Origin of the sequence: Micromonospora sp. NPDC005707, from assembly GCF_040631005.1 — a bacterium.
Lineage (GTDB): Bacteria > Actinomycetota > Actinomycetes > Mycobacteriales > Micromonosporaceae > Micromonospora.
Genome location: NZ_JBEXYR010000002.1, coordinates 525,992 through 546,307 on the forward strand (window position 1 = coordinate 525,992; position 20,316 = coordinate 546,307).

Annotated in this window: 23 protein-coding genes; 8 read left to right on the plus strand and 15 right to left on the minus strand. The window is 74.8% G+C overall.

Features of this window, described 5'->3' with window-relative positions; translation table 11 throughout:
• Positions 1 to 493 precede the first annotated feature (493 nt).
• From ABZ452_RS05015 to ABZ452_RS05025, 3 genes are all read left to right on the plus strand, one after another.
• On the plus strand, positions 494 to 1,474 hold the full coding sequence (locus tag ABZ452_RS05015) for an ECF subfamily RNA polymerase sigma factor, BldN family (RefSeq protein ID WP_357939003.1): 981 nt from the start codon (positions 494 to 496) through the stop codon (positions 1,472 to 1,474).
• 291 nt (positions 1,475 to 1,765) lie between these two features.
• Complete coding sequence (locus tag ABZ452_RS05020; protein WP_357939005.1) at positions 1,766 to 2,626, plus strand: DUF5667 domain-containing protein; 861 nt, start codon at positions 1,766 to 1,768, stop codon at positions 2,624 to 2,626.
• 111 nt (positions 2,627 to 2,737) lie between these two features.
• A complete protein-coding gene (locus ABZ452_RS05025) occupies positions 2,738 to 3,616 on the plus strand; it encodes an HAD-IB family hydrolase (RefSeq protein ID WP_357939007.1) in 879 nt (292 codons plus the stop codon).
• A gap of 14 nt (positions 3,617 to 3,630) precedes the next feature.
• Here the strand turns inward: ABZ452_RS05025 and ABZ452_RS05030 are convergent, their stop codons facing one another.
• From ABZ452_RS05030 to ABZ452_RS05080, 11 genes are all read right to left on the minus strand, one after another.
• Positions 3,631 to 4,488: a lysophospholipid acyltransferase family protein gene (locus ABZ452_RS05030; protein ID WP_357939109.1), complete on the minus strand. Its 858-nt coding sequence runs from the start codon at positions 4,486 to 4,488 to the stop codon at positions 3,631 to 3,633.
• A 347-nt stretch (positions 4,489 to 4,835) separates the two neighbouring features.
• Complete coding sequence (locus ABZ452_RS05035) at positions 4,836 to 5,909, minus strand: NAD-dependent epimerase/dehydratase family protein (RefSeq protein WP_357939009.1); 1,074 nt, start codon at positions 5,907 to 5,909, stop codon at positions 4,836 to 4,838.
• 120 nt (positions 5,910 to 6,029) lie between these two features.
• Positions 6,030 to 6,131: an AURKAIP1/COX24 domain-containing protein gene (locus ABZ452_RS05040; RefSeq protein WP_007465623.1), complete on the minus strand. Its 102-nt coding sequence runs from the start codon at positions 6,129 to 6,131 to the stop codon at positions 6,030 to 6,032.
• Positions 6,132 to 6,351: 220 nt separating this feature from the next.
• The gene (locus tag ABZ452_RS05045; protein ID WP_046564428.1) at positions 6,352 to 6,561 is read right to left on the minus strand and encodes a helix-turn-helix domain-containing protein; all 210 of its coding nucleotides are present in this window, start codon (positions 6,559 to 6,561) and stop codon (positions 6,352 to 6,354) included.
• Positions 6,562 to 6,760: 199 nt separating this feature from the next.
• The gene (locus ABZ452_RS05050) at positions 6,761 to 7,945 is read right to left on the minus strand and encodes an ABC transporter permease (protein WP_357939011.1); all 1,185 of its coding nucleotides are present in this window, start codon (positions 7,943 to 7,945) and stop codon (positions 6,761 to 6,763) included.
• A complete protein-coding gene (locus ABZ452_RS05055) occupies positions 7,942 to 8,811 on the minus strand; it encodes an ABC transporter ATP-binding protein (RefSeq protein WP_357939013.1) in 870 nt (289 codons plus the stop codon). Before ABZ452_RS05055 ends, ABZ452_RS05050 begins: the two co-directional genes overlap by 4 nt.
• Positions 8,808 to 10,202, minus strand: a complete 1,395-nt coding sequence (locus tag ABZ452_RS05060) for an HlyD family efflux transporter periplasmic adaptor subunit (protein WP_357939015.1) — start codon at positions 10,200 to 10,202, stop codon at positions 8,808 to 8,810. Before ABZ452_RS05060 ends, ABZ452_RS05055 begins: the two co-directional genes overlap by 4 nt.
• A gap of 29 nt (positions 10,203 to 10,231) precedes the next feature.
• Entirely contained in the window at positions 10,232 to 11,713 is a 1,482-nt protein-coding gene (locus ABZ452_RS05065; RefSeq protein ID WP_357939017.1) for a hypothetical protein, read from the minus strand.
• A gap of 140 nt (positions 11,714 to 11,853) precedes the next feature.
• A complete protein-coding gene (locus ABZ452_RS05070; protein WP_357939019.1) occupies positions 11,854 to 12,189 on the minus strand; it encodes a YrdB family protein in 336 nt (111 codons plus the stop codon).
• A complete protein-coding gene (locus ABZ452_RS05075) occupies positions 12,186 to 12,755 on the minus strand; it encodes a TetR-like C-terminal domain-containing protein (RefSeq protein ID WP_357939021.1) in 570 nt (189 codons plus the stop codon). The genes ABZ452_RS05070 and ABZ452_RS05075 overlap by 4 nt, the downstream gene beginning before the upstream one ends.
• Positions 12,748 to 13,542, minus strand: coding sequence for an alpha/beta hydrolase (locus ABZ452_RS05080; protein ID WP_357939023.1), 795 nt, complete (start codon positions 13,540 to 13,542; stop codon positions 12,748 to 12,750). Before ABZ452_RS05080 ends, ABZ452_RS05075 begins: the two co-directional genes overlap by 8 nt.
• A 77-nt stretch (positions 13,543 to 13,619) precedes the next feature.
• Between ABZ452_RS05080 and ABZ452_RS05085 the strand changes: the two genes are divergently transcribed.
• On the plus strand, positions 13,620 to 14,024 hold the full coding sequence (locus ABZ452_RS05085; protein WP_357939025.1) for a VOC family protein: 405 nt from the start codon (positions 13,620 to 13,622) through the stop codon (positions 14,022 to 14,024).
• A 1-nt stretch (position 14,025) separates the two neighbouring features.
• Here the strand turns inward: ABZ452_RS05085 and ABZ452_RS05090 are convergent, their stop codons facing one another.
• The gene (locus tag ABZ452_RS05090; RefSeq protein ID WP_357939027.1) at positions 14,026 to 14,946 is read right to left on the minus strand and encodes a proline dehydrogenase family protein; all 921 of its coding nucleotides are present in this window, start codon (positions 14,944 to 14,946) and stop codon (positions 14,026 to 14,028) included.
• A 118-nt stretch (positions 14,947 to 15,064) separates the two neighbouring features.
• Here ABZ452_RS05090 and ABZ452_RS05095 point away from each other — a divergent pair, with 118 nt between their 5' ends.
• The 3 genes from ABZ452_RS05095 to ABZ452_RS05105 are packed head-to-tail and all read left to right on the plus strand — an operon-like array spanning position 15,065 to position 17,100.
• A complete protein-coding gene (locus ABZ452_RS05095) occupies positions 15,065 to 15,337 on the plus strand; it encodes a hypothetical protein (RefSeq protein ID WP_357939029.1) in 273 nt (90 codons plus the stop codon).
• Position 15,338: 1 nt separating this feature from the next.
• Positions 15,339 to 16,505, plus strand: a complete 1,167-nt coding sequence (locus ABZ452_RS05100; protein WP_357939031.1) for a glutathionylspermidine synthase family protein — start codon at positions 15,339 to 15,341, stop codon at positions 16,503 to 16,505.
• Between the two features lie 19 nt (positions 16,506 to 16,524).
• On the plus strand, positions 16,525 to 17,100 hold the full coding sequence (locus tag ABZ452_RS05105; RefSeq protein WP_151460872.1) for a CGNR zinc finger domain-containing protein: 576 nt from the start codon (positions 16,525 to 16,527) through the stop codon (positions 17,098 to 17,100).
• 20 nt (positions 17,101 to 17,120) lie between these two features.
• On the opposite strand, the gene ABZ452_RS05110 is transcribed toward ABZ452_RS05105, so the two are convergent.
• Both ABZ452_RS05110 and ABZ452_RS05115 read right to left on the minus strand, forming a co-directional pair.
• Entirely contained in the window at positions 17,121 to 17,927 is an 807-nt protein-coding gene (locus tag ABZ452_RS05110) for a sugar phosphate isomerase/epimerase (RefSeq protein ID WP_357939033.1), read from the minus strand.
• Between the two features lie 75 nt (positions 17,928 to 18,002).
• Positions 18,003 to 18,947 (minus strand): Ppx/GppA phosphatase family protein, encoded by a 945-nt coding sequence (locus ABZ452_RS05115; RefSeq protein ID WP_357939035.1) that lies wholly within the window; start codon positions 18,945 to 18,947, stop codon positions 18,003 to 18,005.
• 74 nt (positions 18,948 to 19,021) lie between these two features.
• Between ABZ452_RS05115 and ABZ452_RS05120 the strand changes: the two genes are divergently transcribed.
• A complete protein-coding gene (locus ABZ452_RS05120; protein WP_357939037.1) occupies positions 19,022 to 19,831 on the plus strand; it encodes a hypothetical protein in 810 nt (269 codons plus the stop codon).
• On the opposite strand, the gene rraA is transcribed toward ABZ452_RS05120, so the two are convergent.
• Complete coding sequence (rraA, locus tag ABZ452_RS05125) at positions 19,832 to 20,308, minus strand: ribonuclease E activity regulator RraA (RefSeq protein WP_357939039.1); 477 nt, start codon at positions 20,306 to 20,308, stop codon at positions 19,832 to 19,834. It lies immediately after the preceding gene.
• Positions 20,309 to 20,316: the final 8 nt, after the last annotated feature.

The following is a 20,316-nucleotide window of genomic DNA, read 5'->3' on the forward strand; positions in this document are numbered from 1 at the left end:
CCCGGCACTCGGGAATCCCGAATGTGGGAAGGTGGCCTCCACCGGTCGGCCGAGGGGGTCCCCCGGGCAGCCGGAACCGCCCCGGCCGGGCCGCCGCCACGACACGCCGAGGGCGCAAGAAAGTTGGCTCCGACCAGGACTTTCCACTCCGGACCAGGGATCGGCGCGAAAGTCAACCACACACGACGGACAAGGCGTCCGCCATCTGTGCGACGGGACCGGAAATACTTCCGCTCTGTGTAACGGACTTGCCACGCGCGGGTGACGTTGGCCCTATCATCACTCGGGTCGGCTCACCCCATTTGCCGTGAGTCGACACCCCTCAGCCCGAGGAGGCCCCCGTGCCTGTGAGCGCATTGGACCAGCACCTCAAGCGGACGTGCCGCCCGTCGGCACGTCCCGGAACCGCCGCGCCCGGCCGGGGCGTACCCGGTCCCGCCGCGACGCCGCGGCGGCCGGTGCGGCCCTGCCCCGTCTGGATCGGGGAGGCGCGGTGACCACCTTCGGTTACGCGGAGCGGCCGGCCGGCGTGACCGGCCCGACCCAGCGAACACCCCTCAACGAGCGCCTGGAGCCCGCTCCACGGGCGGCCGCCGACGGCACCCGCGGTCTCGCCGTACGCGGTGAGGGGCGGCGTGTCCGCAACCGCACGCACCACAACGAGGCGCCCCCGCGTCCGGCCGTGCCCGGCGGCAACGCGAAGCCCGCCGCCGGCCGCCTCGGCGCCCCGTCCCGGCCGACCATGCCGGCCCAGGGCCGGCGCGGCGAGGCCGCGGCGAACAGCGAGCCCTCGGCCGCCGAGACCGCCGTGCTGCCCGCGGTGACCGCCGGCGACACGGCCGTGCTGCCGGCCGTCCCGGCCACCGCCGCCCCGGCCACCGGCTTCCCGAGCCGCCCCGACCCGTCCGACCCGGCCACCGAGGTCTGGGCGCTGGTCGAGCGGGCGCAGGCCGGCGAGGCCGAGGCGTTCGGCCTGATCTACGACCGCTACGTCGACACCGTCTTCCGGTTCGTCTACTTCCGGGTCGGCAACCGGCAACTCGCCGAGGACCTCACCTCGGACACCTTCCTCCGGGCGCTCAAGCGGATCGGCAGCTTCACCTGGCAGGGCCGCGACCTGGGCGCCTGGCTGGTCACCATCGCCCGCAACCTGGTCGCCGACCACTTCAAGTCCGGCCGCTACCGGCTGGAGGTGACCACCGGCGACGTGCTCGACGCCGACCGGGAGGACCGGGGGCCCGAGGGCAGCCCCGAGGCCGCCGTGGTCGAGCACATCACCAACGTCGCCCTGCTCACCGCGGTGAAGCAGCTCAACCCGGAGCAGCAGGAGTGCATCGTGCTCCGCTTCCTGCAGGGCTTCTCGGTGGCCGAGACGGCCCGCACCATGGGCAAGAACGAGGGCGCCATCAAGGCCCTGCAGTACCGGGCGGTACGGGCCCTGGCCCGGCTGCTGCCCGACGGCTTCCAGCCCTGACCCGACCCGTCCCACCCGCCCGGCGACCCCGTCCGGGCGCGGACGAACGCGCCCTCCGCGACTCGTGACCGCGATCACTCTTGGTGATTTCGCCACCGACCGGGCCGTAACCGGCGACCGTCGCGAACCGTTTCTCCGGGTGCGACCAGTGGTTGTCCCGGCGTCCCCCGGGCCACCCGGTCCGGCGGGTCAGGTCGGCCGTCCCGGTCGACCCTCGGCCTCACGCTGCCACCGGTCGCTGGTGACGACGACGGCCAGCGCGGCCGTGACCAGCGAGAGGGGGTGCCTGCGGTGGACAGCGACCTCTTCTCCCGTCGGCGTGCCGAGCGCTTCGCGCAGCTCCTCGACGAGGCCAACGGCGGCCGGCGGCACCACGTCCGTTCCCGGGCCGACGACGAACTCACGGCGCTCGTCGCGGTGAGCCGGCGACTCACCGCCGACCGGCCCGACGTCGAGGTGGACGGCGAGTTCCGCACCGGGCTGCGGGCGATGCTCGTGGCCACCGCCGAGCGCGAGGGCGTCGGCGCACCGGCGAAGACCGGCACCGCCACCGGCGTCCGCGCTTCGCTGCTGCCGGCGATGACCGGGCGACGGGCCCGGGCCCGGGGCGCGATCCTGGTCGGCGTGGCCGCCGGCGCGATCGCCCTCTCCGGCATCTCCGCCGCCAGCGAGAACGCGCTGCCCGGCGACGCCCTCTACGGCATGAAGCGCTCGACCGAGCGCGCCCAGCTCGCCCTGACCAGCTCCGACATCAGCCGGGGGCAGCTCTTCCTCGACTTCGCCCGCACCCGGCTCGACGAGGCCGCCACGGTCCGCGACGACCGGCTGGGCTTCAGCGCCGTGCTCGACGACATGGACGCCGACACCCGCCAGGGCGTACGCCTGCTGACCACCGTGGCCGCGCAGCGCACCGACCCGGCGGCGCTGGACGCCGTCGACACGTTCCTCGGCGGCCAGCGCCGGGCGGTCAGCGGGCTGCTCGACCGGTCCGACCACGCCGACCGGGACCGCACCCGCCGCTCGCTCGCCCTGCTCGACGCGGCCGGCCGGCGCGCGGACGCGCTCCGCGAGGCGATCGCCTGCGGGCTGCCGGCCCCGACGGCCAGCGACGCGCTCGGGCCCGCGCCGGCCGCCTGCCCCGTCGACCGCTGAATCCGGGCGGAAGAGCCGTCCACGCCACACTTCTCCCGCCGGACACCCGTCCGTCACATCCCGCCGGATAGGCTCGGATCTGGCGTACGTGGTCGTCGAGGGGAGGTCGTCGTGACCCGGGACCGGAAGGTGACGGTCAGCACCGACGTCCACGGGCACACCGCCGGCTGGGCGGAGACTCCCGAGGCGCCCCCGGCCGCCGCCACGCCCGACCCGACGGCCGCCGCGTTCTTCGACGTGGACAACACGATGATGCAGGGCGCGTCGATCTACTGGTTCGCCCGCGGGCTGGCCGCCCGGAACTACTTCACCACCGGTGACCTGGCCCGGTTCGCCTGGCAGCAGGCGAAGTTCCGGCTGCTCGCCACCGAGCACGCCGGGGACATGTCGCAGGCCAAGGAGGCGGCGCTCGCGTTCGTCCAGGGCTGGCGGGTGGACGACGTGGAACGCCTCACCGAGGAGATCTTCGACGAGCTGATGGCCCCGCGCATCTGGGCCGGCACGCGCAAGCTGGCCCAGCGCCACCTCGACGCGGGCGAGCGGGTGTGGCTGGTCAGCGCCGCGCCGGTGGAGATCGGCCGGGTCATCGCCGCCCGGCTCGGCCTGACCGGGGCGATCGGCACGGTGGCCGAGGTGGTCGACGGCGCCTACACCGGCCGGCTGGTCGGTGAGCTGATGCACGGGCCGGCCAAGGCCGAGGCGATCACCCAGCTCGCCGCGGTGGAGGGGCTGGAGCTGAGCCGTTGCGCGGCCTACAGCGACTCCGCCAACGACCTGCCGATGCTCTCCACGGTGGGGCGCCCGGTGGCGGTCAACCCGGATCCGGCGCTGCTCCGGCAGGCCCGCGAGCGGGGCTGGGACGTCCGCGACTTCCGCACCGGGCGTCGGGCCGTGAAGATCGCCGTGCCGTCCACGGCCGCCGCGGGGCTGCTCGCCGGCGCGGTCACCGCCGGGCTGGCCCTGCACCGCCGCCGCCAGCGCGTCGACTGACGCCCACCCGCGGGTCAGGGGCCGAACGGGTCCGGGCGGCGTTCGAGCAGCCGGTGCAGGGTCTGCTGGATGGTCTCCCGCACCTGGTCGGCGAGGTTGAACACGACCAGCGGATCGTCGGCGGAGTCGCGCAGGTGTGCGGTCGGGATCGGCGGGCAGAACTCGATCAGCCACTTGCTCGGCAGCGGCACCATGCCCAGCGGCCCCAGCCACGGGAAGGTCGGCGTGACCGGGAAGTAGGGCAGCTTGAGCAGCCGGGCCAGCGGCTTGATGTCGGCGAGCATCGGATAGATCTCCTCGCCGCCGACGATCGCCACCGGCACGATCGGCGTGCCGGTGCGCAGCGCCGCCGAGACGAAGCCGCCCCGCCCGAAGCGCTGGAGCTTGTAGCGGTCGGCGTAGAGCTTGCCGACCCCCTTGAAGCCCTCGGGGAAGACGCCGACCAGCTCACCGTTGCCGAGCAGCCGTTCCGCGTCGGGATTGCAGGCCACCGTCCCGCCGGTCTTGCGGGCGATCTCGGAGACGACCGGCATCCGGAAGACCAGGTCGGCGCCGAGCAACCGCAGGTAGCGGCGCGCCGGGTGCTGGTCGTGCAGCGCCGTGGCGAGCACCAGCGCGTCGAGCGCCACCGTGCCGGAGTGGTTGCCGACCACGAGGCCGGCCCCGTCGGCGGGCACGTGTTCGACACCGCCGACCTCGGTGCGGAACCAGTCCCGGTAGAGCAGCCGGACGAGCGGGTGGACCACGGCGTCGGTCAGGTCCGGGTCGAAGCCGAACTCGTCCACCTCGTAGTCGCCGGCCAGCCGCCGCCGCAGGAAGGCGAGCCCCTTGGCGACCTTCCGGTCCCAGTGGTCCCCCGGCCGGTCGGCCACCGCCGGCCCGGGCGGGGCCGGATCGCCCGCCTCGGATTCGTCCGGCCCGTCCGCCGGCTTCTCGGCGGCTGCCTTCTTGGCGACGGCCTTCTTGGCGACGGCCTTCTTGGCCATGGCCTTTTTCGCGACCGGCGTCGTCGGGGCGGCATCGCCCGCCCTCGGGGCCGGCGCCGGCTCGTCGGTGGAGGTGTCCGGCTCGTCGCCGGCCGCCGGCGCCGCCGTCATCGCCGGCTCGGCGGCGGCCGCCGCGGCGCGCCGGTGCCCGTTGCGCCGCGCCGGCTCCGCGTCCGGCCCGGGCACGGTCAGCGGTACGTCGTAGCGCGCGTCGCCCCGCTCCTCGGCCGCGCTCACGGGCGCTCCCGCACGGCCGCCCGGACCTGCCGGATGCCCTCCAGCACCAACTGCTCGGCGGTGGCGAGCTGGTCCCGGGTCACGACCACGCCGCCATGGTGCGCACGGATGAAGTCCTCGAAGGCGGCCGCGGTCGAGCGGGGCGTGAAGCCGTACTCGCGCTCGAGTCTGGTGGTGTCCACCACCCGACCGTGCACGAAGAGGTCGACCTGGTCCAGCCCGTAGCGGCCGAAGCCCATGCTGCGGGCGATCGCGGCCACCCCGGCGAGGCCCGGCTCCAGCACCGGCAGGGCCACCCGGCCGGACCGGCGGATGGCCTGGGACAGCGAGAGCACCCCCGGCCCGGCGACGTTGTAGGTGCCGGCGTGCTCCTCGGCGACCGACCGGTGCAGCACCTCCAGGGCGTCGTCGAAGTGGACGAACTGCAGGCGCGGGTCACGGCCGAAGACGGTGGGCACCACCGGCTGGGCGAAGTATCGGGTGAGCGTCGTGTCGGCGGTCGAGCCGATGAACGGCGCGAAGCGCAGCACGGTCGCGGTGACGTCGGCCCGGCGGCGGCGGAACCCGCGGACGTATCCCTCGATGTCGAGGATGTCGCGGCCGAAACCGCCGCGCGGCACCTCGCGTGGCTCGGTCTCCTCGGTGAAGACGGCCGGATCCCGGAACGACACCCCGTACGCGGCGGTCGACGAGCGGACCACGAGCTTGCGCAGCCGGGGCGCCCGCTGGCAGGCGGCGAGGAGCTGCATGGTGCCGATGACGTTCTGTTCCTTCATGGCCGCCCGGCCGCCCTGCTGGGGGTCGGGGGCGGTGACCAGCGCCAGGTGCACCACGGCGTCGACGTCGAGGTCGGCCAGGAGACCGCCGAGCGAGTCGAGGTCGAGGCGGACCCGCTCGACCCCGGACAGCAGGTCGGCGAGCTCGGGGTTGGGGGTGGCCGGGTCGACCCCGATGACGCGGTCGATGCGCGGGTCGGCGGCGAGCCGGGCGGCGACGTGCGCGCCGAGATAGCGGCCGACCCCGGTCACGACGACGACCCCCGGAGCACCTGGGGTGCCACCGGGGGTCATGCCGTGCGCCTTGGCCGGCAGGCCGGATCGAGCCGGGACGTCCGCGGCCTGATCACCTGAGCCTCCGGGGGTCGACAGAAGGCAAGTGGTGCCGGTTGCCGGGCCGAGGCCCGGCCCCGGTCACTTGCCGAGACGGCGACGCTGGACGCGGGTCTTGCGCAGCAGCTTGCGGTGCTTCTTCTTAGCCATGCGCTTGCGGCGCTTCTTGACCACCGAGCCCATACGACAGCCTTTCGATGCAACGTGCGGGGCGGACCGGAAGACACCACGGGGGGTGGTGTCGGTGACCGCTTGCGGACAACGGACCGGACCAGCGTGGTGGGCAGGGCACACCAGGGTGCGGTCACGGTCGGGGTCCAGGGTAGCCGGAGTGCGTCAGCAGGACCAACGCGCCCCCGTCGATGCCCGTTACGTCGCACTCGCCGGCCTGGCCGGCGACGTGTCAGGCGGTCTCCTGGAAGGCGCCCCGGAGGTATTCGTGCACGGCGTGCTCGGGCACCCGGAACGACCGGCCGACCCGCACGGCGGTCAGCTCACCGCTGTGCACGAGACGGTAGACCGTCATCTTCGACACCCGCATGACCGTCGCCACCTCGGCGACGGTCAGGAACCTGACATCCGACAGTCGAGCGTCGGACTGCGACCCGGCCATGGCTCACCGACCCATTCCCATGCCCGGCGCGTGCCGCCGGACAGGTTGCTCCCGCCACGACGAGCGACGCGCGTGTTACCAGTACGGTAGCGGGACGGCTGTGACCGGCGCGATCCCTTCCTCCCTTTGATCATGGAAGGCGCCCCGTTCACCCCGTGTTGAGCTGGTCTTTTTCGCCCGGACGGGTGGCCCGTCCTGTTCACTCGGCGCGCAGCGCCACCACCGGGTCGAGCCGGCCGGCGCGCTGGGCGGGCACCACGCCGAAGACGATGCCGACGGCCGCCGAGACCCCGAAGGCGAGCGCCAGCGACCACCAGGTGATGGCCGCCGGGATCGGCGAGACCGCGTCCACCAGCAGCGCGGTGCCCACGCCGAGCGCCATCCCGGTCAGCCCGCCGATCGAGGTGAGCAGCACCGCCTCCAGCAGGAACTGGACGCCGATGTCCCGGGGGCGCGCGCCGACCGCCTTGCGCAAGCCGATCTCGCGGGTCCGCTCGCGCACCGAGACCAGCATGATGTTGGAGACGCCGACGCCGCCGACCAGCAGCGAGATGCCGGCGATGGCGGCCAGCACCCCGGTGAGCACGCCGAGGATGTCGCCGAGCACGCCGAGGATCTGCTGCTGGGTGACCGCGCTGAACTCGGTGTCCGGGTGCCGGCGGGACAGCTCGGCGACGATCCGGTCGCCGAGCTGGTCGATCCGCTCCCGGTCGGGCGCCTTGACCGCGATGCCGTCGATCCGCTGGGTGCCCCAGAGCCGCTGCGCGGCGGTCACCGGGATGTGCACCTCGTCGTCCCGGTCCACGCCGAGGCTCTGGCCCAGCGGGGTGAAGACGCCGATCACCCGGAACCGGACCCCGGCCAGGGTGACCTGCTGGCCGAGCGGATCCCGGTCGGGGAAGAGCGCCCTGGCCACGGACGCGCCGAGCACCGCCACCCGGCGGCTGGTGTCCACGTCCGCCCCGGTCAGGTAGCGGCCGCGGGCCAGCGAGCGGGTGAAGACCGCGGGGGTGGTCTCCAGCACGCCCTGCACGGTGGTGAAGTCGGACCGGGTGCCGGCCCGGGCGGTCGCGCCGGAGGCGATGGTGACGGCCACCCGGCCGGGGTCGCCGACCACCCGGGAGACGGCGTCCACGTCCTTGAGGTCCAGCGGCGACACCACCGGCGCGGTGCCGACGTCGAGCTTGCCGGGCACCACGAGGAGCAGGTTCGAGCCGAGGCCCTCCACCTGCTGTTCGACCTTCTGCTTGGTGCCGGTGCCGATGGCCACCAGGAGCACCACCGAGGCGACCCCGATGATCACGCCGAGCATGGTCAGCGCGCTGCGCATGCGGTTGGCCCGCAGCGCGTCCAGCGCCACCCGCCAGGCCTCGGCCAGCCTCACGCGGCACCCCCGGGCGTGCCCGGCCCGCCGTCCCGCGGAAGGCGTCCGGTGGCTCCGGTGGCGCCACCGGAGCCACCGGACGGGTGCCCCGGGCCGCTTCCGGACGCGGACCGGGGCTCCGCGCTGGGAGCGGCGTCCAGTGTCGCAGGTCGACCGTCGCCGCCCGACAGCGGTCGATCATGAACGGTGTCGGAGCGGATCAGCCCGTCCCGGACGGCGATCCGCCGGCGGGCCCGCGCCGCCACCTCCGGGTCGTGGGTCACCATCACGAGGGCCACACCGGACTCGGCGTTGAGCTGTTCCAGCAGCTCCAGCACCGCCTCGCCGGTGGCGCTGTCCAGGTTGCCGGTGGGCTCGTCGGCGAGCAGCACCGCCGGGTCGGTGACCAGGGCCCGGGCGATCGCCACCCGCTGCTGCTCGCCACCGGAGAGCTGGTTGGGGCGGTGGCCCAGCCGGTGCCCCAGCCCGACCCGGCCGAGCATCGCCGCGGCCCGTTCCCGCCGCTGCCGCGCCCCGACGCCCCGGTAGACCAGGGGCAGCGCCACGTTGTCCACCGCGGACGTGCGGGGCAGCAGGTGGAACGCCTGGAACACGAAGCCGATGGTCTCGTTGCGCAGTGTCGCCAGCTCCGGCGCGGTCAGGGTGGCCACGTCCCGGCCACCGATCACGAGCCGGCCGCCGGTGGGCCGGTCCAGCCCGCCCAGCAGGTGCATGAGCGTGGACTTGCCCGAGCCGGAGGGCCCGATCACCGCCACGTACTCGCCCTGCCCGATGGTGAGCGACACCCCGCGCAGCGCGGGCACCGACACCCCGTCCAGCTCGTACGTGCGGGACACGTCGACCGCCTCGACCGCGGCGACGGTCACCGGAGTTCCTGGCCGACGTGGACCTGGTCGGCGCCGCGCACCACGACCCGGTCGCCGGCGCGCACCCCGCTGACGATCTGCACGAGGTCCTGCCCCTGCACGCCCACGGTCACCGGCACCCGGTCGGCCTTCCCGTCCCGCAGCAGCCAGACCGCGTCCCGCCCGTCGGCGGAGAAGACCGCCGACGCGGGCACGGCCACCGCGTCGGCCGCCTCGCGGACCCGAAGGTGGACCACAGCGTTCATGCCGGGGCGGGGCGTCGGGGCGGCCTCCCCCTCACCGAGCCGCCCCGCGCCCAGCCCGAGGCGCACGCGGTAGGTGACCCCGCCCCGGGCCGAGCTGGTCGGCAGCACGTCCACCGAGCGGACCGTGGCGTCGTACGCCGCGCCGGTCACCGCGTCCAGCTCCACCGACGCGGTCAGCCCGGCGCGGACCAGCAGCACGTCGGTCTCGTCCACCTCGGCGAGCAGGCCCAGCTGCCCGGTGTCCACCACGGTCAGCACCGGCGTGCCGGCGGTCACCCGGCCACCGGCCGGCACCGCGTCGTCCACCCCGGCCGGCGGGCCGCCCTGCCCGGCCCCGCCCAGGGCCGACGGGTCGAGACCGGGCACCCCGCCCCCGGCCGCGCCGAGCAGCCCGCTGAGGTCGGTCGGGGTGGCCGCCCGGGTCCCGCCCGGCTGCACCACCCCGGCGACCGGGGCACGCAGGGTCAACGCGTCCACGGTCGCCTTCGCCAGGTCGTACGCCTGCTGGGCCTGGAGGCGCTGCGCGGTCGACAGCGCGCCGACGGCGCTGTTCAGCCCGGCCACCCCGCGCTGCACGGCGCTGACCGCCCGGTCGGCGGCGCGGGCGGCCGACGCGTACTGCTGCTGCGCCGACTCGACCTGGAGCAGCAGCGCGGACCGCAGCTGGGGATCGCCGACCTTCCCGGCCGCCTTGCGGGCGGCGGCGAACGCCTCGTCGGCGGCCCGGTCGGTGTCCCGCCGGCTCCCGCCCAGGTCGCCGGCGCCGACGCCCCGGCCGGCCCGCTTCGCCGCGCGCAGCGCCTCGCGGGCCTGCTTCAGCCGGTCCCGCGCGGCCGGGGAGTCGATCACGGCGAGCACCTGCCCTCGGGCGACCCGCTGTCCGGGCTGGACGCGCAGGCTGGCCAGGGTGCCGTCGGCGGGAGCGGTGAGGGTGGCGGCGGCGCGGGCGGTCACCGTGGCCGGCGCGTCGATGACCTCGGCAACCGGGGAGCGGCCCACCTCGGCCACGGTGACCGCGGGCGGGTCGTCGCCGCACGAGGCGGCGGTGGTGCCGGTCAGCGCGACGACGGCGAGCAGGGCGACGAGGAGGCGCGGGCGGCGGGCCGCGGGCAGCCGCGGCGAGGGGGTGCGGGCCACCCGGCCCATGCTACGACCCGTCGACCAGCGTCGACGTCTCAGCCGGTGGCCGCGCGGAGGTAGGCGACGCAGTCGTCGTGCAGCCCGGACCAGGGGTCGCCGAACACCTCGTCGGCGGCCTCGGCCATCGACCGCCGCTCGTGCACCACGGCCCGGAAGAAGTCCAGGACCCGCTGCTCCCCGTACCGGTCGACCAGGTGGCGCACCGCCAGGTAGCCGATGCCGTAGGCCCCGCCGACCCGGTCGTCGGCGGCGTCGTCGGCCGGGGCGAGGGCGTCGAGCCGGCCGTTCCACCCGCCGCGGACGAGCTTGCGGACCTCGGCCAGGCCCTCGTAGCGGTCGACCGGCTGGCCGTCCGCGCCCGCGTACTCGGCCAGCCCCTCCACGAGCCACCAGCTCGACCGGTCCGCGTAGCCCCGGTCGGGCAGCGAGGCGGCGTGGGTCAGCTCGTGCCGGAGCAGGTCGTCGACGCCGGTCGGGGTCAGGCTCTGCGCGTTGAGCACGACGTCGTGGTGCCCGCCCCCGACACCGACCGCGTATCCGGCGGTCCACTTCGGCCGGCCACCGCCGTACCACCGCTGCCACTCGGCCCGGCCGGCGTAGTAGACGAGGTAGCGGTCCGGGGGCGCGCCGGCCACCGCGTAGAGGTCGGCGACCTTGGCGGCGGCCTCGGCCTGGGCGAGCAGGCCGGGCAGCTTGGCCCGCAGCGCCGGGGTGGTGGCGACCACGGCCCGCTTCCCGACCGCCACGGCCAGGTCGCTGACCTCCCACGGCCGCGCGCCGGCCGGGGTCGCCCCGGACTCCTCGACGGCGACCAGCCGGGGCTCCGCCCCGTCGCCCGTCACCCGCCACCGCGTGCCCAGCTCGACGCTGCCCGGCGTGCAGCCCGGCACCACGAAGCAGTAGCCGACCGTCACCGCCAGCCGCCACTCCCCCGGCCGCCGGTCCACCGCCACCGGCACCCCGTCGGCCGCCGGCCGCCACGCGGTGACCCGGAGCGCGCGCAGCGCCGCGTACCGGCGGATCAGCGCGGGTCGGGCGGCGGGCTCGGCGACGGCGAGGAAGCCGGCCCGGTCACCGTCGAGCAGCGCGGCGGCCTGCCGGTCGAGCTGGGCCGCCATCCGCTCGCCGAGGCGGCGCTCGGCCGCCGTGCCGCGGCCGTCCCGCTCCGCCGCCGGCCGCCCGGCCGCGTCCCGCACCAGCCCGAGCAGAAGTACGCCGGGAACGCCGCACGCCACCAGCACGAGAACCAGCCCGACGGCGGCCCAGAGCCGCCACCGCCGGCCTCGCGTGGCCGGAAGCTGCGGCACGCCCTCCGGCGGCGGCCCGTCACCGCCGACGAGCGGGTGGACGCCGGCCGCCCTGGGCAGGTCATCGGTCGGGCGCGTCCCGGTGGCGGAGTCGCCGGCCCCGACAGCGGTCGGCTGCTCCGCCGAACGGTCGCCGTCCCGCGGCGCCGTGGCCGGCTGGTCGTCGCCGCTCGCCGCCGGCCCGGCGGGCTGCTCGTCACCGTCGGTCACCGGCGAAGGGTACGACCAATCGGGCGATCCGGGAAGCGCCTCGCGCGCCACCCCGGTCTCCGCGAGAGATCTTGGTAGGAAGTGGCCCCTATAGGGGCCGAAATCGTCCAAGATCCAGCGGCGACCGCGGCCGGGGCGGGTCAGATCTTTTCGCCGGAGAGGGTGAGGAGGGCCTTGTCCAGGGCCCAGAGGGCCACCAGGATCGCGCCCGGCACCGGCCGCCCGGCCAGGGCGAGCAGCACCCCGCCGGTGACGAAGCAGGCGGCCTGCACGCCCAGCTTGGCCGGTGCGGGCAGCGCCACGCTGGCCCGGGGCGAGCAGAACAGCCCCCAGACGACGGCGATCGCCAGCGGCGCGCCGAGCCCGGCGAGCAGTCGCACCGGCCAGCCGGCGTCGAGGGTGAAGCCCCACCAGCCGGCCGCCGCGAGCAGGGCCAACTCCAGCAGGAAGATGAGCACGGCCAGGGCTGCCTTCACCGGGACCTCCAGTTGCGGTACGCGGTGTCCAGCGCGGCCACCATCTCGTCGAAGGAACGGTCGATGTCCCGGGGCAGCCCGAACCCGCCGGCCGCCTCGAGGGTGATGAAGCCGTGCACGGCGGCCCGGAACATCCGGGTGGCGTCGACCGCGGCGTCGCCGCTGAGGTCGTACCCGCGCAGGATCGCGTAGATGGCGCCGACGGCCCGTTCGGCGGCGGCGAGGTGTTCGGGGTCGTCGGGGTCCGGGGCCCGCTGGGTGGCCGGGTAGCGGCCGGGGTGCCGGCGGGCGTACTCCCGGAAGGCGGCGGCGGTGGCGCGCAGGGCGTCGCCGCCGGCCCGGCCCGCGGCGGCGGTGGTCAGCTCCGTGGCGACCTCGGCAGTCGCCAGCACGGCCAGCTTCTGGTGCAGTGCGTCCACGCCCCGGACGTGCTTGTAGAGGCTGGGCAGCGCGACGCCCAGCCGGGCGGCGAGCGCGGCCAGGGTGAGCCGGTCGTAACCGACCTCGTCGGCGAGCACGGCCGCCTCGCGGACCACGGTCTGCGGGGTCAGGCCGGCCCTAGGCACGGGTGGTCACCGCCAGGAACTCCAGCAGGTCACCGGCGGTGGCCTCGGGCTGGTCGGCGTGCGGGTAGTGACCGGAGTCGGCGATCATGCGCGCCTCGGCGGTGGTGAACTGCCGGCGGGCGGCCCGCGCCTCGGCGCCCGGGTCCGGGAAGTCCGGGTCCTTCGTGCCCATGAGGACCAGCACCGGCTGCCGCACCTCCCGCGCCCGCGCGGTCCAGTGCGGGTCGACCGGCGCCACCACGCCGCGCACCGCGTCCATGCGGCCGCGCAGCCTGGCGACCATCTCCTTCCGGTACGCGGCGTCGTCGGCCGGCCGGCCGCACGGGAACAGGGTGCGGTGGAACATCCCGAACAGCCGCGGGCTGCGCAGCACGACCGCCTGGGCCGCCCGCAGCACCGGGTTCGGCTTCGGCGGGGCGACGAACGGGCTGATCTGCACGATGCCGTTGACCAGCTCGGGGGCGTCGGCGGCGGCGAAGACCACGGGCGCGGCGCTGGACGAGCTGCCGACCAGGGTGGCCGGGCCGCCGCCGAGCGCCCGGACCACGGCGAGCAGGTCGCCGCTCACCTCGGCCGGGGCATAGCTGGGCCAGCGCGGGCTGGAGTCGCCGTGCCCGCGCACGTCGACGGACGCGACCCGGTAGCCGGCCGACACCAGCCGGGGCACCAGGTGCCGGAAGGTCGCCCGGTTCTCCCCCATGCCGTGCGAGAGGACCACGAGCGGCCCGTCGCCGTGCACCTCGTACGCGATGGTTCCGCCGTCCCGCGCCACCTGGCTAATCGTCATAGCCACAAAGCTAATGGCCTTAGCTTTGCCTGTCAAGGATTGACCTCAAGTCGGGTGGAGGTCAGAGGATCTCGCCCATGCCGCTCTCCGCAGACACCCACGTACGCCTTGCCCGCCCCAGCCGCGACCTGGCCGCCGCCGAACGGTTCTGGGCCGACGGCCTCGGCCTGGACGTGCTCTACCGGAGCACCGCCGACGGGCCCGGCACGCACGACCTCGTGATGCTCGGCTGGCCGGGCGCGGGCTGGCACCTGGAACTGGTCGGCGGCGCCCAGCCGGCCGTCGCGCCGCGCCCCACCGAGGAGGACCTGTTCGTGCTCTACCTCGACGGGCCGGTCGACGACGAACTGGCCAACCGACTGGAACGGGCCGGCGGGACCAGGGTCTCCGCCGGCCCGTACTGGGACCTGTGGGGGGTGACGTTCGCCGATCCGGACGGCTACCGGCTGGTGCTCTGCACCCGGACCTGGTCGAACGACTGACTCACTTCTTCGACATCAGCGCGCGGCCGAAGAACACCATGTTGGCCGGGCGCTCGGCCAGCCGGCGCATGAGGTAGCCGTACCACTGGTCGCCGTAGGGGACGTAGGTGCGCACGGTGTACCCGTCGCCGACGAGGCGCTTCTGCTCCTCGGGGCGGATGCCGAAGAGCATCTGGAACTCGAACCGCTCCGGGCCCCGGTCGAACCAGCGGGCCCGGTCCTCGCCGATGGCGATCAGGCGCGGGTCGTGGGTGGCCAGCATCGGGTAGCCGTCGCCGGACATCAGCACGTTCATGCAGCGCACGTACGACTTGTCGACCTCGCGGGCGGACTGGTACGCCACCGACTCGGGCTCCTTGTACGCGCCCTTGCAGAGCCGCACCCGGGAACCGGCGCCGGACAGCTCACGGCAGTCCGACTCGGTCCGCCGCAGGTAAGCCTGGAGCACCGCGCCGGTCGACGGGTAGTCCTTGCGCAGCTTGGCCAGGATGTCCAGGGTCGAGTCGGTGGTGGTGTGGTCCTCCATGTCCAGGGTGACCGTGGTGCCCGCCGCGTCGGCCGCCGCGCAGATCGCCCGTGCGTTGTCGTACGCGAGCTGCTCGTCGAACATCTGCCCGAGCGCGGAGAGCTTGACGCTGACCTCGGCGGCCGGGGTGAGCCCGGCGGCGCCCAGCAGTCGCAGCAGCTTGAGGTATTCGTCCCGGGTGGCGTTCGCCTGCTCCGGGGTGACGGTGTCCTCACCGAGGTTGTCGAGGGTGACCGCTTGGCCGTCGGCGACGAGCGCGCGGGTCGCGCGCAGCGCGTCGTCGGTGCCGGCGCCGGCGACGAACCGGCGGACGACGTCCCGGGTGAACGGGGCCGTCGCGACGAGCCGCTCGACCTGGGATGACCGGGAGGCGGCGAGGATGACGGAACGGAGCATGAGCCGAGCGTAACGCCCGGCGGTGGGCCCGCGCCGGGGGGCGGCGGGCAACGTCACGCAGCGTTCCGGCGGGGCCGCGGGGCGACCCGGCTGGCGGCGATCCGTTACAAACGATCACGTGGAACGACGCCCCCGACGCCGGCTCCGGTCGGCCACCGTGCAGCTCGGCGCCCTGACCGCCCTGGCCCTCGCCCTGTCCGGCTGCAACAACGGTTACGACGACGATGACGACTGCGCCCTGGGTCCGGCGGGCGGGGGCGGCGACACGGTCGCCGTCACCCTGCGGGTCCCCGCGCCGGTCACCGCCGCCCGGGACATCGCGGCGCCGGTCGGCGCGGCGCTGCCCGAGCGCGGCGGCTTCGGCACCCACCTCGCCTCCTGCGGGGGCTGACGTGCGGCGGGAGGCCAGCACGCCGCGCCCGGACTGGGACGCCACCGTCCGGGCCCAGGGCCTGGTGTACGTCGACACCGAGCTGCCCGACGGCGGGGTCATGTCGTACTGGGACGAGACCGCCGCGTACGCCTTCGAGCTGGACGAGGTGCTCCGGCTGGAGGAGGCCACCGAGGAACTGCACCGGATGTCGGTGGCCGCCGCCGAGCACGTGGTGGCCCGCAACCGGTACGCCGAGTTCGGCATCCCGGAGTGGGCCGCCGAGGCGGTCGCCCGGTCGCTGCGGGAGGGCCCGCCGACCCTCTACGGCCGCTTCGACCTCTGGTACGACGGCAGCTGGCCGCCGAAGCTGCTCGAGTACAACGCCGACACCCCGACAGCGCTGGTCGAGGCGAGCATCGTGCAGTGGTACTGGCTGGAGCACACCCGGCCGGACGCGGACCAGTGGAACAGCCTGCACGAGCGGCTGGTCGGGGCCTGGGCGAAGATCGGCGCCGGCCTGCACGACCCGCGGGTGCACGTGGTGTGGTCCGCGGAGGAGGAGTCGGGCGAGGACCAGATCACCGCCGGCTACCTGGCCGAGACCGCCCGCCAGGCGGGGCTGGACGTCACGCTCCTGCCGATCCAGCGGGTCGGCTGGGACGGGCGGCGCTTCGTCGACGCCGCCGACCGGCCGATCAGCACCTGCTTCAAGCTCTACCCCTGGGAGTGGATGCTGGCCGAGCCGTACGGGCCGCCGGCGCTGGCACCGGGCACCCCGACCACCTGGATCGAGCCGGCCTGGAAGCTGCTGCTGTCGAACAAAGCGCTGCTGGCGGTGCTGTGGGAGCTCTACCCGGGCCACGAGTACCTGCTCCCCGCCTACCTGGACTCGCCCCGCGGGATGACCGGGTACGTGGCCAAGCCGCTGCTCGGGCGGGAGGGCGGCTCCGTGCGCATCGTCACCGGCGGCACCGAGATCACCAATCCGGGGATCTACGGCAACGAGGGCTTCTGCTACCAGGAGTTCCGGGCGCTGCCCGAGTTCGCGGGCAGCCGGATGGTCCTGGGCAGCTGGATCGTGGACGGCGAGTCGGCCGGGGCGGGCCTCCGGGAGAGCGAGAGCCTCATCACGGACGGTTACGCGCGGTTCCTGCCCCACTACATCGACGCGCCGCGTACCCCGTGAGTCGTCTACCGTTGGTGCCGTGAACTTCGACGCGTACGCCCGGACCGGTGTTGATCTCGTCAACGCCCGCCTGGACGACCTCGACGACCTGCGGGCCATCTTCCCCGACGACAACGCGTGGATGCGCGACGAGGTCGCCGACCGGGACCTGGCAATCTTCCGGCGGGCGCAGAAGCGCCTGCGCGACGTCTTCGAGTACGGCACCTCGGGCCGGGACGCGGAGGCGGTGACGGAGCTGAACACGCTGCTGGAGGCGTTCCCCGTCCAGCCGCGCATCTCCGGCCACGACTCCTCCGACTGGCACATGCACGTGACCAGCCGAGGCGCCTCGGTCAGCTCCGAATACCTGGCCGGCGCGGTCTGGGGGCTGTCGGTCTGGCTCTGCGAATACGGCAGCGCCCGGTTCGGGGTGTGCGCCGACGAGCGCTGCGGCAACGTCTACCTGGACACCTCGTCGAACTGCTGCCGGCGGTTCTGCTCGGAGCGCTGCGCCACCCGCTCGCACGTGGCCGCGCACCGGGCCCGCAAGCGGGCGGCCGTGGGCGACCAGGTGACCGTTCCGACCCAGCCGGAACCACTCACCCCGGTCAGCTGACCTCCGACGCTCCCCGGGCGTCAGGCGTCGACCGGGGAGGGGGCGGTCAGGTTGGCCCGGGCGAACTCGAGGGACTCGCGCAGGTCCGCCTCGCGGACCGCGCGGCTCTTCGCGCCCCGGGTGGTGACCTCGACCGCCACCGAGCCGGCGAAGCCCCGGCCCGCCAGCGAGCGGAGCAGCTCCCCGCAGGGCTGGCCGCCGCGCCCGGGCACCAGGTGCTCGTCGCGCCCCTCGCCGGTGCCGTCGCCCAGGTGCACGTGGGCCAGGGCGGGCCCCATCCGGTCGGCCATGGCCAGGGCGTCGGTGTGCGAGGCCGCGCAGTGCGACAGGTCCAGCGTGTAAGCGGCGTAGCCCGTGTCGGTCGGGTCCCAGCCCGGGACGTACGGGACGAACTGGCGGCCGGCCATCCGCACCGGGTACATGTTCTCGACGGCGAAGCGCAGCCCGCCGAACCGGCCGGCGATCCGGTCGAGGCCGTCGGCGAAGTTGCGGGCGTAGTCGCGCTGCCAGGTGAACGGCGGGTGCACCACGACGGTGGGCGCCCCCAGCGTCTCGGCCAGCTCGGCGGCCTTGCGCAGCCGCTCCCACGGGTCGGGGCTCCACACCCGCTGGGTGACCAGCAGGCAGGGCGCGTGCACCGACAGGACCGGGACGCCGTAGTGGTCGGCGAGGCCGCGCAGCGCGCCGGAGTCCTGGCTGACCGGGTCGGTCCAGACCATCACCTCGATGCCGTCGTATCCGAGCGTCGAGGCCAGCTGGAACGCCGCCGCGGTCCGCTCAGGGAAGACCGAGGACGTGGACAGGAGCACCGGAACGCGGGAAGTCACGCCCCTCAGGGTAGCGGCACCCGCCACCGCGCATCGGGACGAGCAGTCGCGAAAGACGTAAAACGGCCGCCGGGATCACATCGGCGCCAGCTGATCAAGCCGGCGCAGGATGACCCCCTCCCGCAGCGCCCACGGGCAGATGTCCACGCTGTCCACGTCGAGCCGGCGCAGCACCGCCTCGGCCACCACGGCCCCGGCGAGGAGCTGGTGGGCCCGCTGGGCGCTGACCCCCTCCAGCTCGGGCAGCTGGGCCGGCGGGATGTGCCGGATGAACCCGAGCACCTGCCGCAGCCCGGTGCGGGTGAGGCTGCGCCGCGCCCAGAGCCCGGCTCCGGAGGGTGCCGCGCCGGCCAGCCGGGCCAGCGTCCGGAACGTCTTCGAGGTGGCCACCGGACGCTCCCAACCGACCTCGGTGAGCTGCTCGACCACCGGATCGAGCTGGGCGTCGACGTACTCCCGCAGCTCCTCGACGGCCTCGGGGGACGGCGGGACGGTGCCGGACGCGTCGATCTTCAGCCGCTCCCGGCTCAGCCGCCCCGCGCCCAGCGGCAGCGAGACCGCCACGTCCGGGCCCTCGTCGATGCCGGCCGCCAGCTCCAGCGAGCCGCCGCCGATGTCCATGACGAGCAGCCGGCCGGCGGACCACCCGAACCAGCGCCGCACCGCCAGGAAGGTCATCCGCGCCTCGTCCGCGCCGGAGAGCACCTCCAGGCGTACGCCGGACTCGTCCCGGACCCGGGCCAGCACCTCGCCGGCGTTGGTGGCGTCGCGGACCGCGCTGGTGGCGAAGGCCAGCAGGTCGTCGGCCTCCAGCCCGTCCGCCGCCGCCCGGGCCATGCTGACGGCCTTGACCAGCCCGTCCGCGCCCACGTCGGTCAGCGCGCCGTCCGGGCCGATCTGCTCGGCCAGCCGGAGCACCACCTTCTCCGAGTGCGCGGGCCAGGGGTGGGCGCCGTGATGGGCGTCGACCACCAGCAGGTGCACGGTGTTGGAGCCGACGTCGAGAACACCCAGTCGCATGCTGAGCACCCTAGGGCCAACACGTTTCGCCGGCTCGCCAGCCGGGCGGGGTCACCCCGCGTACGCTGGTCCGGGTGACTGGGCAGATCGAGCTTCACGTGCTGGTGGACGACCCCGACGACCCGCGCAGCCGGGAGGTCGGGCTGGACTTCCCCCGGGAGTGGATCGAGTTCGTCGACCCGGCCGACGCCAAACACCTGGTGCGGGCCGACCTGACCTGGCTGCTCTCTCGCTGGACGTGCATCTTCGGCCAGGGCTGCCACGGCATCGTCGCGGGCCGCGCCGCGGACGGCTGCTGCTCGCACGGCGCGTTCTTCACCGACGGCGACGACGAGAAGCGGGTCCGGGCGGCGGTCAAGCGGCTCACCCCGGAGACCTGGCAGCACTTCCGCCGGGGCTTCAAGAACTGGACCGAGAACGACACCATCGACGGGAAGAACCCCGCCCGGCGGACGGCCACCCGCGCCGTCGACGCGCCCTGCGTCTTCCTCAACGACGCCGACTTCCCGGGCGGGGGCGGCTGCGCGCTGCACGCCCAGGCGCTGCGCGACGGGGTGCACCCGCTGGAATACAAGCCGGACGTCTGCTGGCAGCTGCCGATCCGCCGCGACCAGGACTGGCACAAGCGCCCCGACAACACCAAGGTGCTGATCTCCACGCTCGCCGAGTTCGACCGGCGCGGCTGGGGCGCGGGCGGTCACGACCTGGACTGGTGGTGCACCTCCTCCACCGACGCGCACGTCGGGGCCGAGCCCATGTACATCTCGTACGGCCCCGAGCTGACCGCGCTGATCGGCGCCCCCGCGTACGCGAAGCTGGCCGAACTCTGCGCGGCCCGGCTCCGCCAGGGCCAGGTCGCTCCGCACCCGGCCACCGAGGGCTAGTCAGGCGACCGGCAGCACGACGACGCCGTCGTCGTCACTGTGCACCTCGGCTCCGGGCGGGAAGACGCAGTTGCCGAACGAGACCGGCACGTCCCGCTCGCCGGCACCGGTCTTGGCGCTCTTGCGCGGGTTCGTGCCGAGCGCCTTGATGCCGATCGGCAGGGCACCGAGGGCGACGACGTCCCGGACCGCGCCGTTGATCACCACGCCGGCCCAGCCGCTCTCCGCGGCCGTGCCGGCGATGAGGTCACCCATGAGGGCGGTGTGCAGCGAGCCACCCCCGTCCACCACCAGCACCCGGCCCTCCCCGGGTTCGGCCACGATCGACTTGACCAGGGCGTTGTCCTGGAAGCAGCGCACCGTGACGGCCCGGCCCGCGAAGGCCCGGACACCGCCGAACTGGCGTAGCTGGGTGTCGCACGAGCCGAGGGCGTCGCCGTGCCGGTCGTAGAGGTCGGCGGTCGTGGGGGTCTCCATGGTCGTAC

Excerpts from the sequence above, each read along its gene's own strand:
- ABZ452_RS05035 (WP_357939009.1), bottom strand. The coding sequence starts at position 5,909 with ATGACCCCCGGTGGCACCCCAGGTGCTCCGGGGGTCGTCGTCGTGACC.
- ABZ452_RS05040 (WP_007465623.1), bottom strand. The coding sequence starts at position 6,131 with ATGGGCTCGGTGGTCAAGAAGCGCCGCAAGCGCATGGCTAAGAAGAAG.
- ABZ452_RS05045 (WP_046564428.1), bottom strand. The coding sequence starts at position 6,561 with ATGGCCGGGTCGCAGTCCGACGCTCGACTGTCGGATGTCAGGTTCCTG.
- ABZ452_RS05060 (WP_357939015.1), bottom strand. The coding sequence starts at position 10,202 with ATGGGCCGGGTGGCCCGCACCCCCTCGCCGCGGCTGCCCGCGGCCCGC.
- ABZ452_RS05080 (WP_357939023.1), bottom strand. The coding sequence starts at position 13,542 with ATGACGATTAGCCAGGTGGCGCGGGACGGCGGAACCATCGCGTACGAG.
- ABZ452_RS05085 (WP_357939025.1), top strand. The coding sequence starts at position 13,620 with ATGCCGCTCTCCGCAGACACCCACGTACGCCTTGCCCGCCCCAGCCGC.
- ABZ452_RS05090 (WP_357939027.1), bottom strand. The coding sequence starts at position 14,946 with ATGCTCCGTTCCGTCATCCTCGCCGCCTCCCGGTCATCCCAGGTCGAG.
- ABZ452_RS05115 (WP_357939035.1), bottom strand. The coding sequence starts at position 18,947 with ATGCGACTGGGTGTTCTCGACGTCGGCTCCAACACCGTGCACCTGCTG.
- rraA (WP_357939039.1), bottom strand. The coding sequence starts at position 20,308 with ATGGAGACCCCCACGACCGCCGACCTCTACGACCGGCACGGCGACGCC.